18 protein-coding genes and 1 riboswitch are annotated in these 19,485 nt (G+C 37.8%); of the genes, 2 read left to right on the top strand and 16 right to left on the bottom strand.

Features of this window, described 5'->3' with window-relative positions; genetic code table 11:
- Positions 1–13: 13 nt before the first annotated feature.
- The 4 genes from grpE to mgtA form a co-directional block, all read right to left on the bottom strand.
- The gene (grpE, locus tag IGL90_RS05310) at positions 14–553 is read right to left on the bottom strand and encodes a nucleotide exchange factor GrpE (RefSeq protein WP_082153367.1); all 540 of its coding nucleotides are present in this window, start codon (positions 551–553) and stop codon (positions 14–16) included.
- Positions 554–607: 54 nt separating this feature from the next.
- Positions 608–1,651 carry a heat-inducible transcriptional repressor HrcA gene (gene hrcA, locus IGL90_RS05305; protein ID WP_002357828.1) on the bottom strand — a complete coding sequence of 348 codons (1,044 nt, stop codon included), beginning with the start codon at positions 1,649–1,651 and terminating at the stop codon, positions 608–610.
- A 225-nt stretch (positions 1,652–1,876) separates the two neighbouring features.
- Positions 1,877–3,025 carry a radical SAM family heme chaperone HemW gene (gene hemW / locus IGL90_RS05300; protein ID WP_016615757.1) on the bottom strand — a complete coding sequence of 383 codons (1,149 nt, stop codon included), beginning with the start codon at positions 3,023–3,025 and terminating at the stop codon, positions 1,877–1,879.
- 243 nt (positions 3,026–3,268) lie between these two features.
- Positions 3,269–5,929 (bottom strand): magnesium-translocating P-type ATPase, encoded by a 2,661-nt coding sequence (mgtA, locus tag IGL90_RS05295; RefSeq protein WP_002357830.1) that lies wholly within the window; start codon positions 5,927–5,929, stop codon positions 3,269–3,271.
- A gap of 112 nt (positions 5,930–6,041) precedes the next feature.
- Positions 6,042–6,212, bottom strand: a riboswitch (M-box (ykoK) riboswitch).
- A gap of 252 nt (positions 6,213–6,464) precedes the next feature.
- Between mgtA and IGL90_RS05290 the strand changes: the two genes are divergently transcribed.
- Together IGL90_RS05290 and IGL90_RS05285 are read left to right on the top strand one after the other, a co-directional pair.
- Positions 6,465–7,340 carry a LysR family transcriptional regulator gene (locus tag IGL90_RS05290; protein ID WP_002382245.1) on the top strand — a complete coding sequence of 292 codons (876 nt, stop codon included), beginning with the start codon at positions 6,465–6,467 and terminating at the stop codon, positions 7,338–7,340.
- Positions 7,341–7,363: 23 nt separating this feature from the next.
- Complete coding sequence (locus IGL90_RS05285; RefSeq protein ID WP_002357832.1) at positions 7,364–8,251, top strand: LysR family transcriptional regulator; 888 nt, start codon at positions 7,364–7,366, stop codon at positions 8,249–8,251.
- A gap of 61 nt (positions 8,252–8,312) precedes the next feature.
- On the opposite strand, the gene IGL90_RS05280 is transcribed toward IGL90_RS05285, so the two are convergent.
- The 12 genes from IGL90_RS05280 to IGL90_RS05225 all read right to left on the bottom strand — a co-directional run bounded on the left by IGL90_RS05280 (position 8,313) and on the right by IGL90_RS05225 (position 19,481).
- Entirely contained in the window at positions 8,313–9,461 is a 1,149-nt protein-coding gene (locus tag IGL90_RS05280) for an FtsW/RodA/SpoVE family cell cycle protein (RefSeq protein WP_002371241.1), read from the bottom strand.
- Entirely contained in the window at positions 9,427–10,602 is a 1,176-nt protein-coding gene (locus tag IGL90_RS05275) for an FtsW/RodA/SpoVE family cell cycle protein (RefSeq protein WP_048737819.1), read from the bottom strand. Before IGL90_RS05275 ends, IGL90_RS05280 begins: the two co-directional genes overlap by 35 nt.
- Positions 10,603–10,760: 158 nt before the next feature.
- Positions 10,761–11,021, bottom strand: coding sequence for a DUF2087 domain-containing protein (locus tag IGL90_RS05270; protein ID WP_048737817.1), 261 nt, complete (start codon positions 11,019–11,021; stop codon positions 10,761–10,763).
- A gap of 25 nt (positions 11,022–11,046) precedes the next feature.
- Positions 11,047–11,388 (bottom strand): DUF1048 domain-containing protein, encoded by a 342-nt coding sequence (locus IGL90_RS05265; protein WP_002369519.1) that lies wholly within the window; start codon positions 11,386–11,388, stop codon positions 11,047–11,049.
- Positions 11,389–11,391: 3 nt separating this feature from the next.
- A complete protein-coding gene (locus IGL90_RS05260; protein ID WP_002357837.1) occupies positions 11,392–11,715 on the bottom strand; it encodes a PadR family transcriptional regulator in 324 nt (107 codons plus the stop codon).
- A gap of 149 nt (positions 11,716–11,864) precedes the next feature.
- Positions 11,865–12,461: a GNAT family N-acetyltransferase gene (locus tag IGL90_RS05255; RefSeq protein WP_010777585.1), complete on the bottom strand. Its 597-nt coding sequence runs from the start codon at positions 12,459–12,461 to the stop codon at positions 11,865–11,867.
- On the bottom strand, positions 12,461–13,411 hold the full coding sequence (gene ribF, locus IGL90_RS05250; protein ID WP_002363808.1) for a riboflavin biosynthesis protein RibF: 951 nt from the start codon (positions 13,409–13,411) through the stop codon (positions 12,461–12,463). The genes IGL90_RS05255 and ribF overlap by 1 nt, the downstream gene beginning before the upstream one ends.
- Before the next feature lie 25 nt (positions 13,412–13,436).
- On the bottom strand, positions 13,437–14,357 hold the full coding sequence (gene truB, locus IGL90_RS05245; protein WP_002357840.1) for a tRNA pseudouridine(55) synthase TruB: 921 nt from the start codon (positions 14,355–14,357) through the stop codon (positions 13,437–13,439).
- A 154-nt stretch (positions 14,358–14,511) separates the two neighbouring features.
- A complete protein-coding gene (locus tag IGL90_RS05240) occupies positions 14,512–15,636 on the bottom strand; it encodes an SH3 domain-containing protein (protein ID WP_025192804.1) in 1,125 nt (374 codons plus the stop codon).
- 118 nt (positions 15,637–15,754) lie between these two features.
- The gene (locus IGL90_RS05235) at positions 15,755–16,150 is read right to left on the bottom strand and encodes a phage holin family protein (RefSeq protein ID WP_002357842.1); all 396 of its coding nucleotides are present in this window, start codon (positions 16,148–16,150) and stop codon (positions 15,755–15,757) included.
- A gap of 5 nt (positions 16,151–16,155) precedes the next feature.
- A complete protein-coding gene (locus IGL90_RS05230) occupies positions 16,156–17,991 on the bottom strand; it encodes a hypothetical protein (RefSeq protein WP_010777583.1) in 1,836 nt (611 codons plus the stop codon).
- A 32-nt stretch (positions 17,992–18,023) separates the two neighbouring features.
- Positions 18,024–19,481, bottom strand: a complete 1,458-nt coding sequence (locus IGL90_RS05225; protein ID WP_002397217.1) for a phage tail protein — start codon at positions 19,479–19,481, stop codon at positions 18,024–18,026.
- Positions 19,482–19,485 lie beyond the last annotated feature (4 nt).

The raw sequence follows: 19,485 nt of genomic DNA, 5'->3' as shown, positions 1-19,485 counted from the left end.
TAATTAACGTTTGTTATTGTGCGACAATGACCATTGATGGTCGTAACACACGATCTTGTAATTTGTACCCTTTTTGTAGAACTTCAACAATGGTATCTGCTGGGGTTTCTTCAGAAGCAGAGACTGTTTGAACGGCTTGATGTAAATTTGGATCAAAGGTTTCGCCCATTGCTGGGATTTCTTCAATTCCTTCTTCTTTTAAAGCCACAGTAATACTTTCTAGCACCATCGAAATACCTTTTTTCAAGCTTTCGCCTTGTTCATCTGATACTTCAATGGCCATTGCTCGTTCTAAATTATCAATGGATGGTAAAATCTTTTTACCTAAATCTTGTGAGCGGTAACGAACTAATAATTCTCGTTCGTTTTTATTTCGATTGCTCATATTAGCAATTTCGGCTCTTGCCCGCAAGAACTTGTCTTCCATTTCGGAAAGCTCTGCTTTAAGATTTTCAATCTCTGTTGCTTCAACTTCTACTTCAGAAACGCCTGCAGCATCAACAGCTTCCATTTCTTCTTGTAATTCTTCTTGCTTCTCTTCTTTTTTACTCACTTCAGCAACTTCCTTTCTCTTTATGCATCTACTTCTTATCCTAACAAGGTTTGCTTAATTACCTAAAAAACGGTAATAGTCACCTAGTTGTGAAGCTAGCTCATGTCGAAACGTGTCTACCAAACCGAATATTTTTGAATACGGCATACTGGTTGGTCCTAGCAGGGCAATTGTTCCTTTGCCATGTCCTGATACTTCATACGTAGCAGTGATCATGCTCATATCTTCTAAGAGATTGTTGCCAATTTCTGAGCCGATACGAAAAACAATTGGATTTTCTGTTGTTGCAGAACCATTTAATAAATGCGTCAGCTCATCAGAATTTTGCATAAAGGAATAGACAGATTTCAATTGTTCAATATCTTGTTTGATGCCAAAATCTAACAAATTCATGCGACCACCGACAAAGACTTTTTCTTCAAAGGCATGTCCTAACATCTCATCGAATAAGTTCATCATTCCTTCTGGCGTTTGGAAATAGCGATGTAAAATCATCGGAATCTCCGTCCGCAAACGATGATAAACGGTCAACAAAGGTTGTCCAACCAACTTATCATTGATGATTTGTGTCATTTTTTCAAGATCTTGGCTAGAAACAGCGGCAGGAATGGCAAATACTTGGTTTTCAACATTGCCTTTATCTGTCACTATAATAGCAAGGACTTGCCGATCATTCAAAGGAACCATTCGAAAGCCGGTTAATTTCCGTTCTTTCACTTCAGGTCCTAATGAAAAAGCAGTATAACTTGTCAATTCTGATAGAATTTCAGCTGATTGTCGAATAATATCATTAATCTCATGAAATTCTTTTCCAAAAGATTGACGGATTCTTCTAAGTTCGTTCTCTTCTACTTGTGTTGGTTGTAAAAGATGATCCACGTAGTAACGATAACCAGCCATTGAGGGAATTCGCCCTGAAGAAGAATGAGTCTTAGCTAATAAGCCGTATTCTTCTAATGCTTTCATATCATTACGAATTGTGGCAGAACTAGAGGCAATGCCATCCTCCATCAATTTCTTAGAACCGACAGGTAAGCCCGTGTTCGTGTAATTTTGGATGATAAGTCTCAAGATATTTTGTTGTCTTTCTGTAATCATCGTTATTACCACCCTTCATTAGCACTCTTAACATCTAAGTGCTAACTACATATACTAATATAACAAGTCCTTACCTTTTTGTCAAGGGAAATACGCAACTTTTTAGCACTCTTCACGCAAGAGTGCTAATCGCTGCAAATCACCTTCAAAAACCATTAATACCAACTTTTGCAATAAAAAAATCATCGAAATGCTTTGTCACACTTCGATGATTTTTTTATTTTTTTACTCTTTTTCACTTAACAAAAATGCTTCAAAAACATTATTCCCCACAAATAGTCCTTTTTTCGTTAAACGTAAGATATCTGCTTCTTCAATTAATAATTCTTCTTTGATTAAGCGTTGAATGACCTCTCCATAAATTGCTTCAATTGGTTCATGAAATTTTTGTTGGAATTTTTGTTTAGAAATGCCTACTTTTTTACGTAAGCCTAAAAATAGCTCTTCTTCTATTTGATTTAGACGAGTTAATTCTTCGGTCTCCACAATTGGCAATTGATTTTCTCGCAAGGGTTTTAAATAATGTTGGATTGGGCCGTGATTTTTGTAACGAGTTTGTCCAAGATAGCCGCTGGCACCTGCACCAAATCCATAGTAGTGGTCATTATTCCAATAAGCCAGATTATGCTGGCTTTCTTTTCCTGTTAAAGCAAAATTACTGACTTCATATTGATGACGTCCTTTTTTCTCCATTGCTTCAATCGTTTCGTCAAACATTTGTGCTTCGATTTCTTCTTCAGGCAGCTGTAACCGTCCTTGACGAACCCAGTTCATGAACATTGTTTTATTTTCAAGAATTAATGAATAAAGCGAATAGTGCGGCAAGTCCAATGCTAAGGCTCTTGTCAAAGTATCGCGAAAACTTTCCAATGTTTGTCCAGGTAAAGCATAGATTAAGTCAATACTGACATTGGTAAAATTTTCTTTCTCTAAAAATTTCATTGTTTCATAAACATCTGCGGCGGTATGCTTGCGACCGATTTTTTTGAGCAAACGATCATCAAATGTCTGAACGCCCATCGAAAGACGATTGACGCCATAGTTTTTCATGACTTGTAATTTTTCTTGGGTTAAATCACCAGGGTTTGCTTCCACCGTAAATTCATTTCGGTCATCAAATGTTAACTGTTCGCGAACCCCTTTTAGTAGCACATCTAACTGTTTCGCTGATAATGAAGTTGGCGTGCCTCCGCCAATATAGATGGTTTTCATTTCTTGTTCTGGATACAATTCTTGCGTAAGTTGAATTTCTTTTAATAAACTCTGAATATATTCATCAACTGGTTGTCCTTCTAAAAAGACCTTGTTAAAATCGCAATAATAACAAATATGCTCACAAAATGGAATATGAATATAGGCCGACCGATCGAACATCGGCGTTGAAGTTGAAAGTTGGTTTGTTTTGGTCATTAGCTCGTTTTATCTCCTTATTACCAAAAAGCTCGTTCTTTTTGGAAAGTCTCTACTAGCCATACTAACTGTAAATGACAAATAAATCCATAAAAAAATTCGCACAGTCACTTAAAACAACAAAGAGGAGCTGTCATAAAAACCGACACCTCCTCAACCTTAAAAGAAAAGTAAAAAAATTTTTCTATATATAATAGTACAAATCAGTTACAGTAATTGACCGTAACGTTTGACGTATAAAACTTTAATGAACGCAACCAGTGCTAAATAAGCAACAATTGTCGGGATTAAATACAAGAAATAGCTTGGTGATAAACCGACAAATCCTAGTTCTGCACCGAAAGCGGTAAAGGGTAAAACAGTTCCGAGAACAATCCCTGCTGTAGTGACTAACGTCATAATTCCAGAAGCACTACTTTGAAGGAAAGGCATTTTTTCTGTTCGTAGGAAATGCAAGACGAGCATTTGGGACCATAAGGACTCAATGAACCACCCTGCATGGAAAATACCGATAAAGAGCAATTGATCTGCTCCATTTAATTCAAAGAATGAGCCACCTAGGATAGCCGGACACACAATGAAATACATAAATAAATAGGTAACAATATCAAAAATAGAACTCGTTGGGCCAAACCAACGCATAAAATTACCAATTGATTTTGGTTCCCATTTTTTTGGTTTTTCTACGTATTCTTCATCTACTTTGTCCCAAGGAACTGACATACACGAAGTATCGTAAATTAGATTTAATAATAGCGATTGAATCGGAGCAATCGGTAAAAATGGTAAAAAGATACTTGCTGGGATCACGGAAAAAACATTGCCAAAATTAGAACTTGCTGTTAATTTGACGTACTTCATCGTGTTCGTAAACACGCGCCGTCCAGATAAAATTCCTTTTTCTAAAACCATTAAATCTTTTCTCAATAAAATTACATCCGCCGATTCTTTCGCCACATCGACAGCTGTATCAACAGAGATTCCTACATCAGCAGCACGCATTGCTCCAGCATCATTTATTCCATCACCTAAAAAGCCAACAGTTTGACCATTTTCAGTTAACGCATTTACAATACGAACTTTTTGGTCAGGCGTAATTTTGGCGAAAATATTATACGCTTGAACGGTTTTTCTTAATTCTTCTTGGTTTAATTGTTGAAGTTCATTTCCTGTAATAATTTTTTCGCCAGCCAGACCAACTTCTTTACAAACAGAATGCGTCACATACTGATTGTCCCCCGTTAATACTTTCACAGCTACATTATGTTGATGCAAGGCGTGAATAGCTGCCGCTGCTGTTTCTTTTGGCGGATCCAAGAAGGCAAGATAACCTTGTAAAATCAACTCTGATTCATCTTTAGTTGTATACTCCCATTCAGCCGCTTCGACTTTTTTATCGGCAATTGCTAGAACGCGCAAACCATCTCGATTTAAAGCTTCAACGTCTTTGGTAATTTTTTGACGCAGCGTCTCTGTTAAGGGCACAATTTCGCCATCTAAAAGTACCTGTGTGCAGACCAAGAGCATTTCTTCAACCGCACCTTTGGTAATTAAGCGTGTTTCTCGCGTTTTAAACTCTTTGATAATCACACTCATTCGACGTCGATTGAAATCGAAAGGAATTTCATCTACTTTATAAAAATCATCTGATTGTATATCACTTTCTTGTGTCGCCGCTTGAATAACGGCGTTATCCATTAAATTACGCAAACCTGTTTGAAAATAACTGTTTAGAAATGCTAAATCCAAGACTTTTTGATCTTCTTGGCAACCAATATTATAGTGGTATTCTAAAATTACTTTATCTTGTGTTAAGGTACCTGTTTTATCCGTACAAAGTACATCCATCCCGCCAAAATTTTGAATGGCATTTACATTTTTCATAATCGTGCCTTCTTTAGCCATTTCTCGAGAACCTTTGACTAAATTGGTTGTTACAATCATAGGTAACATTTCTGGTGTCAAGCCGACAGCTGTGGCAATCGCAAACATTAACGCTTCCACCCAATCACCTTTTGTTAACCCATTAATTAGAAAAACAGTTGGCGTAATGACCAACATAAAGCGAATCAGCACCCACGTTGTTTTATTAATTCCTGTTTCAAAACTCGTCTGCTGCTGCTCTTCTCCGTTATCAGAAGCCATCCGTCCGAATAAAGTTTGATTACCAACTTTAATGACAATGCCCAAACCAGTGCCACTAATGACATTTGTTCCTAAAAACAAAAGATTGTCGTATTCTGTATCAATTTGATCACTATCTTTTTGATGAGTCGCGTGTTTTTCAATGGGAAAACTCTCTCCAGTCAAGGATGATTGGGAAACAAATAAGTCCTTAGATTGGATTAAACGTAAATCGGCTGGAATCATATCGCCAGCGGATAGTTGGACCAAGTCGCCACACACAACTTCCTCAATAGGAATTTCCATTTGCTTCTTGTCACGAATGACTGTCGCTGTAACTTTAATCATATTTTGTAATTTTTCAACTGCATTGCTTGATTTGACTGATTGTACAAAACTCATCGTGCCGCTTAAGATGACCATCGCTAACATAATTAACACGCCAGTAACATCTTTTTCCTCTGGCGCAGCATAGACATATTCTGTAAAAAATGAAATCGTGGCTAGTGCTAATAACACCAAAGTAAACGGCGTGATATACGATTTTATAAAAAGTCGCAGCCGTGAAGCTTTTTTTTCATTCATAATTTTGTTGCGGCCATAACGTTCTTGTAATTCTTCAATATCTTGGTGTTTAATGCCATCCCAAGTTGAGCCGAAACGTTGTAAAACTTTTTCTACTTCTGAATGGGCAAACTTTTTGTAACTATAGTCATGGCCCAAGTGACGCATTTTCTTTTCCATTTTCTTTCACCTCATTTATCTGTTGTTGACTTGAATTGACGATCGGTTCATCTTCCATTTTCCTCACCCTTTCCACAAAAAAGACACGCTGAAAACTCAACGTGTCAAAGAATAATCGTTCTTATCGTTGAGCTTTAGCACTATACAACGTAAAAAGCGATTGCTTTTAGCTACCTTAAGAAAAGCCTTCATTCGACAGTTCCTGTTCTACCCATTGGCGTCTCTCGACATTTTTGGGCAGTAGCCTATGTTTGTATAGGAGCCTCACCTAACAAATCTTATTTAATTACAACAGCAAGTATAATTCTTCCTTGAAAAAATAACGATATAGAAAAAGTTTTTAGCAGATAACTTTTTGTCCATTCAGTAACAAAAAGAAAAATAATCCGCTTATTTACTATGGTTTTCTGGTATGATTCGTATTTATTCATAGAATCATAACTGGTTAAATTAATCTAAAGACCGTCAGATAGCCTTGTCGAGAAGCTTTTCTTCTGCTATTTTTTGTATAGTTAAAGAAACGGCGGTGAGGAAAATGAAATTACAACAACTAGAATATTTTATGGCAGTTTCAAAGTATGCGAGTTTTACTTTAGCTTCTCAAAAGCTCCATACGAGTCAACCTTATTTAAGTACCCAGCTCAAGGAGTTGGAACGTGAATTAGGTGCTTCATTAATTTTAAGAGACAAGAAACATTGTCGGCTTTCTCCAGCAGGCGAAGTCGTCGCCAAGCGAACAGAGATGATTTTTGCACTCATTAAGGAAGCGCAAGAAGAGATTAATGAATTAGTGACCCAAGGATCGACAACGACCATTCGGATTGGAACAAACTTAATTGATATAGATAAAGCATTTGGAGAAGTCTTGTTGTTATTTAATCAATCCTATCCGTATGTAAGTATTGATTTTAAGTATTATTACGATCTTGAAACAGCCTTGGAAACAGATTTAATTGACATTGGGATTGGGATATTTTTGGATACCTCGATTCCATTAGAGAAAGAATTAATTTATACAGAAAGCTATCTCCTTTGTGTCAATAAAAATCATCCTTTAGCCCATGCCGATAGCGTGACGATTGACGAAATTCGTTCTTTACCTTTTGCTGCATATTCCGATCAAGTATATGAAAAAAAAGTGTTTAAACGTTGGGAACGTAAAATCAATTGGGAAAATCGGCAAATCGTCATCGAACTCCCTTCTCTTCATTTAGTCTTAGACATGGTCCAACGAGAAAAAGCCTGTAGCATCCTTCCCTATTCACTCACTGATGAACTAAACAGACGTAACTTAGTTGGTATTCCTCTGGAAGATAGTCCAGAACGAGCCATCTATTTAGTTCAGAATAATCATCACGGACATTGTGAAGCACACCGTTATTTATTCGAACAATTACGTTATTTATTCTAGGAATAGAAAAAGGAGGAATTCCCATGGAACTATTTCGTTTACATTATTTTTTAGAGTTATGCAAAGTGAAACAATTTACTAAAGCAGCCGAAAATTTAGCAATTTCTCAAGCTGCATTAAGTAAGCAAATAAAAATTCTTGAAGCAACGTTAGGCGCTGAACTTTTTAATCGCCAAGGTCAAACTACCACCTTAACGCCGGCTGGATTAATTTTAGAAAAATATTGTTGGCGCATCACCAATGAGTTGGTCTCGATTGAAGAAGAGCTAAAAGAAATTAATCATTCTTCCAACCATATTTATGTAGCCACTTATCTCTGTGATTTAGAATATAAATTGAATGACTTACTAATGACAACATTAACGGATCGTTCATCCAACTTACAAGTCCACACCATTATTACAGAAAATATTCTTCAATCCTTGGAAACAATGGATGCAGATTTTGGTATTTCCTTTGCTGACTTACCATTACCTGAACATATTGGTAAAATTGATTTATTTACAGCAAATTATCAATTCATTTTAAGAAACGATCATCCAGCTTTGGCCAAAGCCACGACGGAAGAAATTTTAAAAGAACTAACAATGTACCCCTTCGTCCGTTTAAATACCGAATTTTCCGAACAAAACAAATTAACCAATTGGCTAGATACTACGTTTTCTAATTTTTCTCCAGAGAAAGTCATTCAAGTGGATACTCTTTCACTTATTACTCACTTGGTGTCTCATTCCGATAGTTTCGCTATTGTCCCCGAATACACAAATATTCAACTTTTAGACAATTCGATCCATACACTAACTTACCAAGAACTACCTAAACGAAACATGGCAGTTTATTATTTAAAAGAACGTTACATGAGTCGACAACTTCAACAACTTTTGGCTGAATGCCAAAAACAATTTCAATAGTAAAAACCAAGACTAGAGCTTGTCGGCAAGCGAGTTCCAGTCTTGGTTTTTATTTGTGTTTTCAGGTAGCGGCTTCTCTTCCTTTGACAAATCCTAAAGAAGTGATAGCCATCACTAACGAAGTGCCTCCTTGACTTAAAAACGGAAGCGGAATACCTTTTAACGGCAACAGTCCAATCACCGCACCGATATTCTCCACCGTTTGAAAGACCAGCGAAAAAATAAGGGCGACACAGATGTACATACAGAAACGCGAATTGCTCCGCAAGCCAGCTACTAAAACTTGATAAAACAAGTAAAAATAGAGAAAAACAACGGTGGCACTGCCCACAAAGCCCCAGGCTTCCCCGATAAAAGTAAAAACCATATCAGACTCACGAACAGGGACATACACTTCAATCCCATGCACACCCTTGCCAAATAAACCACCCGAACCGATTGCCAATAAGCCTTGCACTTGTTGATAGGAGATTTTATCGACATAATCATAGGGATGAATCCATGCTAAAATTCGATCCAATTGATATTGTTTAAAATGTAAAAAGAAGAGTACTTTGTGCCCCCACTCTGTAAAGACTAACAGAATCAAGACCACGCCTAACGTTGCTAAAGCACTGAAAATAATGATTAAAATTTTGCGATCAATTCCTGAAATAACTAAAAGAGATAGAATAATCGTTACGAAAACAAGGGATGTTCCAAAATCTTTTTGTACCGCCATCAAGAAAAAAACAGGGATACTAACCGCAACGATTTTTTTTAGAAGTTGCTTGTCTGAACGCCATTTATCAGACCAGTCTTGTTGCTCATGTTGGACAATAATTTTTGCCAACATTAAAATAAACGCAATTTTCGCAATTTCTGATGGCTGAAATTTAATAAACCCTAAATCTAACCAGCGCTTTGTGCCCGTCAATAAATACATTCCTTTGTCATAGGAAAAATACAAAGCACTCATTAAGATTAATGAAAACCCATAGAAAAAAGGAGCTACTTTCCAAATAAACTTCTGTGACAGCCGACTAGCTAAAAACATGCCTGCATAGCCAACAAAAATAAAGAAGAGTTGTTTTAATGCTGGCACAGTTCCGTCTTTTCCTTCATTAACGGCAATCCAATATTGCACACCAGAAGATAAAAGTGTGAGTAAAAAAATGGGCAATAATAAATCATAATTAAGATGTAAGTTGAATTTTTTTGTATTGACCATTTAACTGCCGCCTTTCGTTTGCAATAATTTTAATGACGATTCCTAATGCCACTGAAAAGATTAAATAACTTGTTCCACCGTAACTAACAAACGGTAAAGGAATTCCCGTCATTGGAATCAAACCCAAAACGCCACCAATGTTAATCGCCGTTTGAGCTAAAATCAAGGTCCCGACCCCTAACAAAAACAAGCCGTAACAATGATTTTTTATTACACAACTACTCCGCAAAATCGAGGCCGCTAAAAATAACAAAAGAAATAGCAATAGTAAGCCGCCAATCAAACCAAGTTCTTCCACAATCACCGCAAAGATAAAATCGGTTTGACCTTCTGGCAAGCCACCTTTTTTTACCATACCATTGGCTAGTCCGGTGCCCCAAAACCCACCGTTATACATCGCCAAATAGGCCATTGAAGGCTGAAATCCGCGATCATGAAAGGATAAAAACGGATTTTTCAAAACAACTAAGCGGTCATACACATGCGCAAAAAAATGTGGTAAGTACTGGTGATCCCCTAGAAAAATAATTATTTTAGAAAGAAGCGCCGCGCTAGCAACGACAATCCCCGCAGCAATTACACTAAATTTTGCATGAATACTTGCTGAGAAAATCAAGACACTGCCAATAACTAAAATAAGAATAGCCCCGCCAACTTTGGGTTGGATCAAAACTAAAAATGCAACGACCAAAACAAACAGCCATTGTTTCCTTAACTGCTTCGTTGTCATGCCATTTTCTTTTTCACCTAAATAACAGCTCAAGTAATAAATAATCGCAAAATTACAAAGTTCTGATGGCTGAAATTGGATTCCAAAGAGAGAAATCCAACGTTGTGCGCCATTCGCTGCTACACCAAAAAAAGGTAGTCGAACCATTAACAGTAATAGTACCGAAACTAAAAGCAGTCCAATCGCAATTTTTTTTTTAAATAACACTTCTAGTCGAACTTTGTAGATCACGAACATTAGCACCCAGCTGAGACACATAATAATACCTTGTTTAATAAACACAGCAGTGGGCTTCACGCCTTGCATCAGCAAGTCATAGCTACTGGCGCTATAAATCATTAACGCGCCAATAATACTTAATATAATAAAGGTCAAAAGAATTTTTGTTAGACCTAAAGTACGTAGATTCATTCTCTCACCTCTATCTTTTTCTAATTAAATCAATCTTACCAGTCTGAGTTAGAAAACAAATAGAGAGTTTTTTATAGAACTATTACTAAGCTTACATAACAAAAAGTAGCTAGACTTGGTTCATTTCACCCAGTTTCGCTACTTTTAAAAAAAGCCATTTATATAATTTTTGTGTGTTGCTCACATTTCTGATAAATTTTTCCAAACTTATCTCTTTCTAAATACTGATAATCTACTAAATACCGTCTCAAAAGTGCATAATCTTTATAGATTTCTCTAAGTCGCTGATTGACTTCTTTTTCCGTATATTCTTTCCCAAATTCAAATTGGTTGGCCACACGTTGAAACACTTGGACTTTTTTCGCATTTTTCTTGGGAATAACCAGCAACTTTCCTTCTTTAAAAAAATTTTCAACCATGTTTATTCTCCTTTTTTTGTTTTGACTATTGTTTAGAAAATTGATGATTCAGTTTTTCTTTCTGTTTATCGGTCCATTTGCCAGCGACTTCATTGACAATTGTTTCAGCAAAATCGCCTACTTTTTCTCCCGTAATATTTTTGATAGGTGTTCCGTTAGCAGCTCCTTCTTCAAACAAATCAAGTAAATCAGTCAACGCATTGAACATATTGGCTCCGCTATGATCTGAAAAATGCCATGCATATTTTTCAATTTCTTGAAATACTTGTCGATACTCTGCTCGTAATGCTGCAATCCGTCGTTTATATTCTTTGTACTCTTTTTTATCCCCAATAACTTTTTTGATCAACGCTTTAAAATCTGACATGCTCTATCCCTCCATTTTTTTCATCTTGTTTACTTGTTTTGAAAGCAACGTCCAACGCTGCCAAAAATCAGCGAGTTCTGCTTCTCCTGATGAGGTTAAGCGATAGAACTTCCGCATTGGTCCTTTTTCTGAAGGCTTTTTTTCAGCTATAACCCATTGATTTTTTTCTAAACGCAGTAAAATCGTATAAACGGTTCCTTCAACAATTTCAGTAAAACCTTGGTCATTTAAAATTTTTGTAATTTCATAACCATATGTTTCTTTCCTTTGGATGATGGCTAAAACTAAACCTTCTAAAATGCCTTTTAGCAACTCTGTCTGCTTCACTGCTTTTCCTCCCCAAACTACTATTTAGTACTATGTACCACTACATAATAATACTGAGTACCGGTTCTGTCAACTACTTTGTAATAAAAAGTAGTAAAGACACGACAACCACCAGTACTTAACTAGTGGTTGGCGTGTCTTATTATTCTTTATTCATTTATTCCGAGTTCTGCTTCAAAGGCTTCTAATTCTGCAAGGTGTGTTTCTGGATAAGCAAAGCATGTTGAAAAATGCCACTCCCCACCACTTGTGCCAAAATAACCTGGCAGTAATTCCAAAGCCAATAATGCTTCTGATGTTTCTTTTTCCGGTAACGTAATCTGAAAAGTAGTCGCTGGAACAAAACCGAACTTCGTATAGTAAGTTGGATGGCCCAGGATAATCAATCCGCCGACGCCTAATTCTTTGGCCTTCTGCACAGAATGCTTAATTAACGCTGAGCCTACGCCCGTGTTCTGTGCTTCTGGATGGACACTTAGCGGCCCAACGGTCAAAACAGCCTTCTCTGTATGATCAGGTAATCGTAGTTTGGCTTTTGAAGACATAATATGACCCGTTAATTTTCCTTGATCAGTTTCTGAAACTAAGGACAACTCCGGAATAAAGTCGGCACTTTCTCTTAATAAATGCACGATAAAATGCTCTGTGGGACGCCAGTTTTCGGTCAAGTTTAATTCCTTGAACGCTTGATACGTTAAACGTTCTACAGCTTGATACTCTGCAGGTTTTTCTTGACGAATCTTCATTATTTATCCTCAGATTGTTGGAAATAGTCAGCCGTATCTCGTTCATCTTGTTTTAATTGGTCGATCAAGGCTTCAGCCCCATTGAATTTCACTTGGTCACGTAAATAATGATTCCAACGAACCACCACTTGCTCACCATAGATGTCTTGATGGAAGTCCAAAATATAGACTTCCACGGTTAAATCGCGTCCTTCTCCAAAGGTGTCATTATGACCAATTGAGCCCATGCCGACATACCATTTGCCACCAACTTCGATTTGCACAGCATAGACGCCAATTCTTGGTAAGCGCACAGTGCTTTTCACTTTGACATTAGCGGTCGGGAAACCCAATAAACGGCCACGAGCATCGCCATGGACAACTGTTCCTTCTGTTTCATAAATATATCCTAACAACTCCGTGACCTCCTCCATTTCGCCGGCTTCCATTTTTTCGCGAATTCTTGTTGAGCTAATTTTGGCACCAGTCATTTCTTCTTTTGGTACTGTCACCACTTCAAAACGGCCTTGCGCATAAGTTGGTAACTGTTTGACTCCAGCGATTTCTTTAGGACCATACGTATAATCAAACCCAGAGACTGCTACTGCACTATTTAAATTAACGATATACTGATCGACAAAATCTTGCGGTTTTAATTGAGCAAACGCTGAAGTAAATTCGACAATATATAAAATATCAACGCCCAAGTTGGCCATTAGGCGTTCTTTTTGTTCCAAGCTAGTTAAATATTTCATATTTTCTGGTAAAACTTTTTGAAAAACGATTGATGGGTGTTGGTTGAAGGTCATCACAGCTAACTTCAAGCCTTTTTCCTCCGCAATCTTTTTACCTGTTTCAATTACTTTTTGGTGGCCTTTGTGAACACCGTCAAAGAAGCCTAGGACCATCACGACTTCTTCATTAGGAATTTGATTGGGTTCATAGGGATGATGTAGTTGAATAACTTGCATGTGCAAAAACTTCCTTCTTTTTTATTTAATTGTTCCGTAGAACTTTACTTGGTTTCAATAATTTATCATGCGTTGGGTGTGGCATGTATAAACTAACCACTTGATTTTGGTAAAATAAGGCAACTAAGGATTCTGGCATTGCCTTTATTCCTAATTCTTTTTTGTGCAAACGCATGCCATTTTTTACTTTTTGATACAATTCATCTGATAAATCAATTCGTGGGAATTGTTCTACTGCTGTCTCAATGGGCAACAGGCATTGATCGATTGTTTCAGCAGCCATTTGTTTGGCTACTTCTTCTAACGTTAAGCATTGCGCAGCTTGCAAACCGCCACTTGCCGTTCTCGTTAAATCCGACATATGGGCAGGATAGCCTAATTTTTTGCCAGTATCCACGGATAGTGTCCGCACATAGGTTCCTTTGCCACAGACCACTTTAAACCGCCAACTTTGTGTTTGAGCAGATTCATTAAAAATTGGTTCACTAGTGCGTTCAAATGAATAAATCATTGCTTTTCGTTGGGGCCGTTCAACTTCTTCCCCGTTCCGCGCATATTCATATAAACGTTTACCATTGACTTTCACCGCAGAAAACATCGGTGGGATTTGTGTGATTTCACCTGTCATTTCGGCCATTGCTTGATCAATTTGTTCAGTTGACAGAGGTGTTGTAACTGGTTTTTTTTCAACAATTTCACCACTAACATCTTCGGTTGTCGTAGCAAATCCAAGTGTAATTTCACCTTCATAGGTTTTGCCAGAATCTACCATGTATTCGATCACTTTCGTTCCTTTGCCAACGCAGATGGGTAAGACCCCTTCGACATCTGGATCTAACGTACCACCATGACCAATTTTTTTGGTATGTAAAATTTTTCTCAATTTAAATACGCAGTCATGACTTGTCATGCCACGTTCCTTCCATAACGGTAAAATGCCGTCCATTATAGTTCCTCCAGTTCCGATAATACTAACTTTGTCATTATAGCATAAAAGTACCTAGCTTCGCAGTCTCCATTGCTTATTCCCTTTGGCAAAATCTCTGCTAAATGCACAAAAAGCCACAAACTCTGCTTTTATCAGAGTTTGTGGCTTTTTTTTAGCTAGTAAATGATCCCCATGTATTCTGTGCGTTGCCATCGTTTGGTCCGATTGGCAAATAAATTCTCGCGCCTGTCGTATCTGTTCCACCAATAAAAACATACCCATCTGCAATATAAAACGCATCGTAATAAAAGCGAGTATTTTTGGGCCAGATACCATAAATTGGGGCTGACAGGCTAGGTTGTCCTGCTCTTAAAACAATGCCTTCGTCCACACCAATTAGAAATGATTTCTTCTTTTGCGGGCGCCAAAGTTCAGCAATGTCGCCGTCGTTCACATAACCTAACAAATGTCCGCTATTTTCAATACGGTAAAGGTTTTGTCGGTCCGGTAATTTCGCTGTAATTGTTCCTACCTGTGTCCAAAGTGCCTCTGCTGATAGATGTTCATTGATTAAAGCATCTGGTGTTGAATAGATTGAAGTGAAACGAATTGCTTGTCCTACTTGATATTTTGGCGCATTAGGTTTACCCGGCTGAATAATGACAGTCTCACCTGTTTCAGAAACGCCCGTTTGTAAATCTTGTGCCAACTGCGCTTTACTAATCCCCCAACGCGCTAAATAACCATAAGGATCTGTATGATCTCCCCACCAATTTTTTGTAATCCAATCATGAGTGACTATGCCATAACCTGTTCCATCGTCCAGCGAAAAATCAGCACCAATGTTCTGAGCCAAATCACGGGCCAAATTAACATAGGCAGCATAATCTTTTTTAAATGTCGCCGCATTATTCGTTCGAGCCAATTCGATTTGCGCATAGGCTTTTTGATTAGCTAAAGAACCTGCGCCATATTGAATTTGGCCAGCAGGAGCTAATTGTTTCACTCGTCCACCAGATCCGACAAAATATGAGACATAAGCATTTGACCAATTTCGTTTCATATAGGCTACTTCATTGTCTAAACTGTGTGGTCCTAGGTTCCGCTCGTTTCCTGATTCATGTAAAACAATTAATTCATTGCTTGCAGAGCCTGGAAAATAAGTAAAGTTGATTGGATCCGCTTCGATGGTGTAAGCACAAGCCATCATCGGAATCGTTAAACTTAAGCCAATCACTAAAGCAAGTTGAATCATTAATTTTTTAAACATAGCATGCTCCTTTCTTAAAAAAGCCATGAAAGGAAAGTCAAAATAACTTCCCTTTCATGGCTTAAACCTGCAGATAAATGGCGGGACAGAAGTAATTTCTTCGGCGATCAGCCGAAAGTTCTACGTTTGTCCCGACCACTTCTACTTAATCATCTTTATTTTTTAACTGAATAAATAACTCTTTTAACTTTTTCGGCATAGGAATAAAGGTCGCAATATTTTCAAAAAAAGAAAGTCCTTCGTTCGCAATGTAAAAAATCAGAACCATTTCCCGAATTGGCAAATTGTTCCCCACAACTTTTTCAACACGAACCGCTACAGCAACCACAAATAACATCGTCACTTTTTTCGCAATTCCGAGCATACCAATCCGACTGGACAATTCTTTTGTGGCGATTGCCTTAATCCAACCTGTGATGAAATCGACAATAATTAAAAAGAGGAAGACATCCAACAATTGATCTAATCCACCTAATAAACGTACGACAATCCCACCGAAAATGCTTAAAAGCATTGTTATTGTGTTGAGATAACGTTCCATCTAAATCACCCTATTTTGATTAGCGTAGCAGATTTAATTCCTGTACTGTTTACTTCACCCGTATAATTTGTCTCGATTAGTGCAGAAAGTTGGTCTCCTTTCTTAAAATTACGTATGACCATTCCAAGTCCATCTTGACGATTTTTCCAACTGGTACCTCCGAGTCCCCAAAAACGATCTGTTGGACCACCAGCTCGTACACCATTAATAGCAAAATTAAAGTACCAATAGCCATTTACCGTTGTTATAGGCTGTACCCAAAAGTGCACAATTAAAATATACATTCCATCTTCTTCAATAACTAAACGGTTGTTATTTTTATTTAAATTAGCAAGTTTTGCTCGTTCGTCAATGTAAGAAAAATCACTACCAAATCCTACTTCTTTATTATTCATATTTCCAATGACTTTTGTAAAACTACCTTCTGTTCCGTTTATACCTACGAGGTTAAATTTGCCTAGACTAACTAAGGGAAGATTTTTGAATAGAGGAGCTTCGGAAAAATTCTTCACCCCAGCAATCTCTTGATCACCTGTTTGTGTCACAGCTTGACCTTTAATCGCTTCCGCAACGTTTTTCGGGTGCATATATTTACTCGTTAAAGTTCCCGCGACTGCTTCGCTGTCTGATGCGAAGCCATAATTTTCTACATTGCCTAGCCCCACTTGTTCAGCGTTTACTTGGTGCGGATTATCTTGATTTTCCACATGGGTCTTGAGTTGCTCTGCTTGAACAAAACCACTCTTCGCTAAAACCGCTTGGGCATCAACAGACAGACCAATATGAAGCCCCACGTAATCAACTTCTACGCTGGCTGGCGTTACCCCATTTGATGAATCTGTATAGCTCATTAAATAAATGAAACCTTCATCTGTGATAAAATTCTGATCATTGATTTGAATTGAAAAATCGCCGAACTCTTTTGCTGATTCTTGGATTTGAGTTACCCAATTATCCGTAGTTGGTAAATACGTAGCGATTTTAATCGTTTGATTATTGGGCGCAGCGGCTTTCACACGTTGATTAATCGTAAAAAATTGAACGTTCTGGCGAATAAACGCCACCGCCTCGTCAGTTGTGAATGTTTCAAACATTTGTGGAATTAATTTTTTAGCGGCTTCAACGAGATTGAAGGCCGCTAATTGTTGCGGAATCACACCGCTTTGGGTGGAACCTGTTTTCACACCCTCATCATCACGGCTGGCCATTTTATTGTAGTCCGCTTGGGAAACTTCCTCCCAAACGTCTGTTGGCTTCTTAAGAATTTTAGCCGTAAAATCAGTGGAATAACTGTTTGCATTGGTGGCTGTATTGCCGGCCGTTTTACCGTTAAAGTCTAACTTCAATTTGACAGTGGTTGGCTTAGCCAATAAAGAAATACCATCTGCTTTTGTCATACGGTCATTCAAATCAATTTGAAGACGATTCGCTAAGGTAGCTTGTTTGATGCCTTGTGTATCTGTGCGTGCTTGGACAATTTCTGGATTACTATCACCTGCTTCTGCTACTAATTGATCGAAATCATTTCGTAAAGTATCAAATTCTTGTTTATTATTATTTGCCGTTGAAACTGCATTTCCTGCCATCGTGATGGCTGTTTTGGCATTGTTCATCGCTTGGTTGGCTGTTTCATTTGCTTGATTGCCTGCATCGGTGGCAATTTGTACGGCTTCTTTGCCAGCTTCATCTGCGATGTTTTTCGCTTCAGAAATTCCATTCGTTAACTGGACTTGGTAAGCATCAACTTTCTCAGCTGATGCATTCGACTGATCCAAGATTGCATTGATTTTAAGGCGACCTTGATTCAGGGTATCTAATTCTTCAATATGTTCTACTGACATTTCGTCACACTCCTCTAGTTTTCATTATTTTATTAAAACTGGCCACCCAATTGGGATTGAATATACACACGACAGATGACCGAAGCATCCAACCATAGTGGCTGATGAGAGAAAAATTGAAGCGTGTGATTGCCGCGTTCGATTTTTCCATCTGTTGTTTTTCGTAAATAACTCAAAATATTTAGCCGTTGTTGTTGCAATGATAGTTGGGGTAATTTTTTGCCATCCACTACCAAATCAATATTCGTTACAGAATGCGAAGGTCCTTTAGCAGTTGCCTTGAACGTTAATTCTGCGGTGTTTATATAAAGAATGTCCTCGTCAAAGTATAAATTCAGCTCCACTGGCTGTGTCTTGCTAAGTTCTCCTTGTATTGAACGATTTAAAAGTGTCGTCGCCCCTTGTGCGTAAGTTTCGCTAATCTCTTGTTTCCGACTGAAAGCTGTCATGGTACTATGAATTGTTTCTTGCAGATTTCCCAACTCTAGCTGAATGTCTTGGGGGGCACCAAAGACATCTTTTTTACTTTCTTTTTTGATACGAAGGTTGACACTCCCAAATTCATTCGTATTAATCATGATAACCGTCCCCAACCGCAAACGATCGATTGCCAAAGGTTGATCTGTTAATTTAATTAAATCAGCTGCAGTCACTACCCAAGAAACTTGTGGTTTGGTCCATTCTTCTAACATTCGCAAAGCATTTTCCTTTAATGCCTTGGGATCAGAAAAACGCTGTTCCACCCAAATTGACTCCAATAAACCATAGCGGTCAATTGCAGCCTTATTCTCTAAATACGGAACCCCTTGATTGACCGAGCGAATATTGACTTTGTTAACACCTTCGCCTGAACCTAATGGATAAATCCGATTGATTAGCATCTTGGGATTACGTTCTATTTCAAATCCTTGCATGTTGTAACCTTCTTGAATTCGCGCAACTGGTTCTGTTGGCGGTTTGACTAATGAAAGTTCAAAAGGATAGACCTCTGTATTCCATTGCCAAAGATATTCTTCTTCGAAATCGGCTGGGATGCTAAATAAAGGCTCGACTAGCCCATTTTCATTCTCCCATTTATAGGTTAATTTCCTTGAAAAATCACATTTTTTTAGGACCCAATGCTTTGTTTTTTGTTTATTCAATAGAAATTGAATGGCCTCTTTCGTTGTTTTGTTTTTAATTTCGTGACAACCAAAAAGGACAGTATCACCTAAGGTACATAATGCTTCTGTGGCAGAGTAGTGAATTTGATTATTGTTCGCATCTTTCTTAATTGTGGTTGGCATCACGCGATATAAACCAATATATTCATTCTCATTGTCGGTCAGTTCCACCCATTGCATTTCTGCAATAAATTCATTTTTAGGATCATCTAGCGGCATGGTAAAATCTAAACTCCCAATTTTATTCTCTATTTTTTCATAACTGACTTGATAGGCATTGTCCAAAATTGCCGTATATGTTCTTTTCAAATCCAACGCCATTAACATTTAA

Origin of the sequence: Enterococcus sp. DIV1307a (assembly GCF_050537425.1) — a bacterium.
Taxonomy (GTDB): Bacteria; Bacillota; Bacilli; order Lactobacillales; family Enterococcaceae; genus Enterococcus; species Enterococcus faecalis.
The sequence above is the reverse complement of the archived record's forward strand: the minus strand, read 5'-3'. Positions and strand labels throughout refer to the sequence as shown.

Coding starts and splice junctions, on each gene's coding strand:
- hrcA (WP_002357828.1), bottom strand. CDS start 1,651: ATGATTACAGAAAGACAACAAAATATCTTGAGACTTATCATCCAAAAT.
- hemW (WP_016615757.1), bottom strand. CDS start 3,025: ATGTTCGATCGGTCGGCCTATATTCATATTCCATTTTGTGAGCATATT.
- mgtA (WP_002357830.1), bottom strand. CDS start 5,929: ATGGAAAAGAAAATGCGTCACTTGGGCCATGACTATAGTTACAAAAAG.
- IGL90_RS05290 (WP_002382245.1), top strand. CDS start 6,465: ATGAAATTACAACAACTAGAATATTTTATGGCAGTTTCAAAGTATGCG.
- IGL90_RS05285 (WP_002357832.1), top strand. CDS start 7,364: ATGGAACTATTTCGTTTACATTATTTTTTAGAGTTATGCAAAGTGAAA.
- IGL90_RS05280 (WP_002371241.1), bottom strand. CDS start 9,461: ATGGTCAATACAAAAAAATTCAACTTACATCTTAATTATGATTTATTA.
- IGL90_RS05275 (WP_048737819.1), bottom strand. CDS start 10,602: ATGAATCTACGTACTTTAGGTCTAACAAAAATTCTTTTGACCTTTATT.
- IGL90_RS05270 (WP_048737817.1), bottom strand. CDS start 11,021: ATGGTTGAAAATTTTTTTAAAGAAGGAAAGTTGCTGGTTATTCCCAAG.
- IGL90_RS05265 (WP_002369519.1), bottom strand. CDS start 11,388: ATGTCAGATTTTAAAGCGTTGATCAAAAAAGTTATTGGGGATAAAAAA.
- IGL90_RS05255 (WP_010777585.1), bottom strand. CDS start 12,461: ATGAAGATTCGTCAAGAAAAACCTGCAGAGTATCAAGCTGTAGAACGT.
- ribF (WP_002363808.1), bottom strand. CDS start 13,411: ATGCAAGTTATTCAACTACATCATCCCTATGAACCCAATCAAATTCCT.
- truB (WP_002357840.1), bottom strand. CDS start 14,357: ATGGACGGCATTTTACCGTTATGGAAGGAACGTGGCATGACAAGTCAT.
- IGL90_RS05240 (WP_025192804.1), bottom strand. CDS start 15,636: ATGGCTTTTTTAAGAAAGGAGCATGCTATGTTTAAAAAATTAATGATT.
- IGL90_RS05235 (WP_002357842.1), bottom strand. CDS start 16,150: ATGGAACGTTATCTCAACACAATAACAATGCTTTTAAGCATTTTCGGT.
- IGL90_RS05230 (WP_010777583.1), bottom strand. CDS start 17,991: ATGTCAGTAGAACATATTGAAGAATTAGATACCCTGAATCAAGGTCGC.
- IGL90_RS05225 (WP_002397217.1), bottom strand. CDS start 19,481: ATGTTAATGGCGTTGGATTTGAAAAGAACATATACGGCAATTTTGGAC.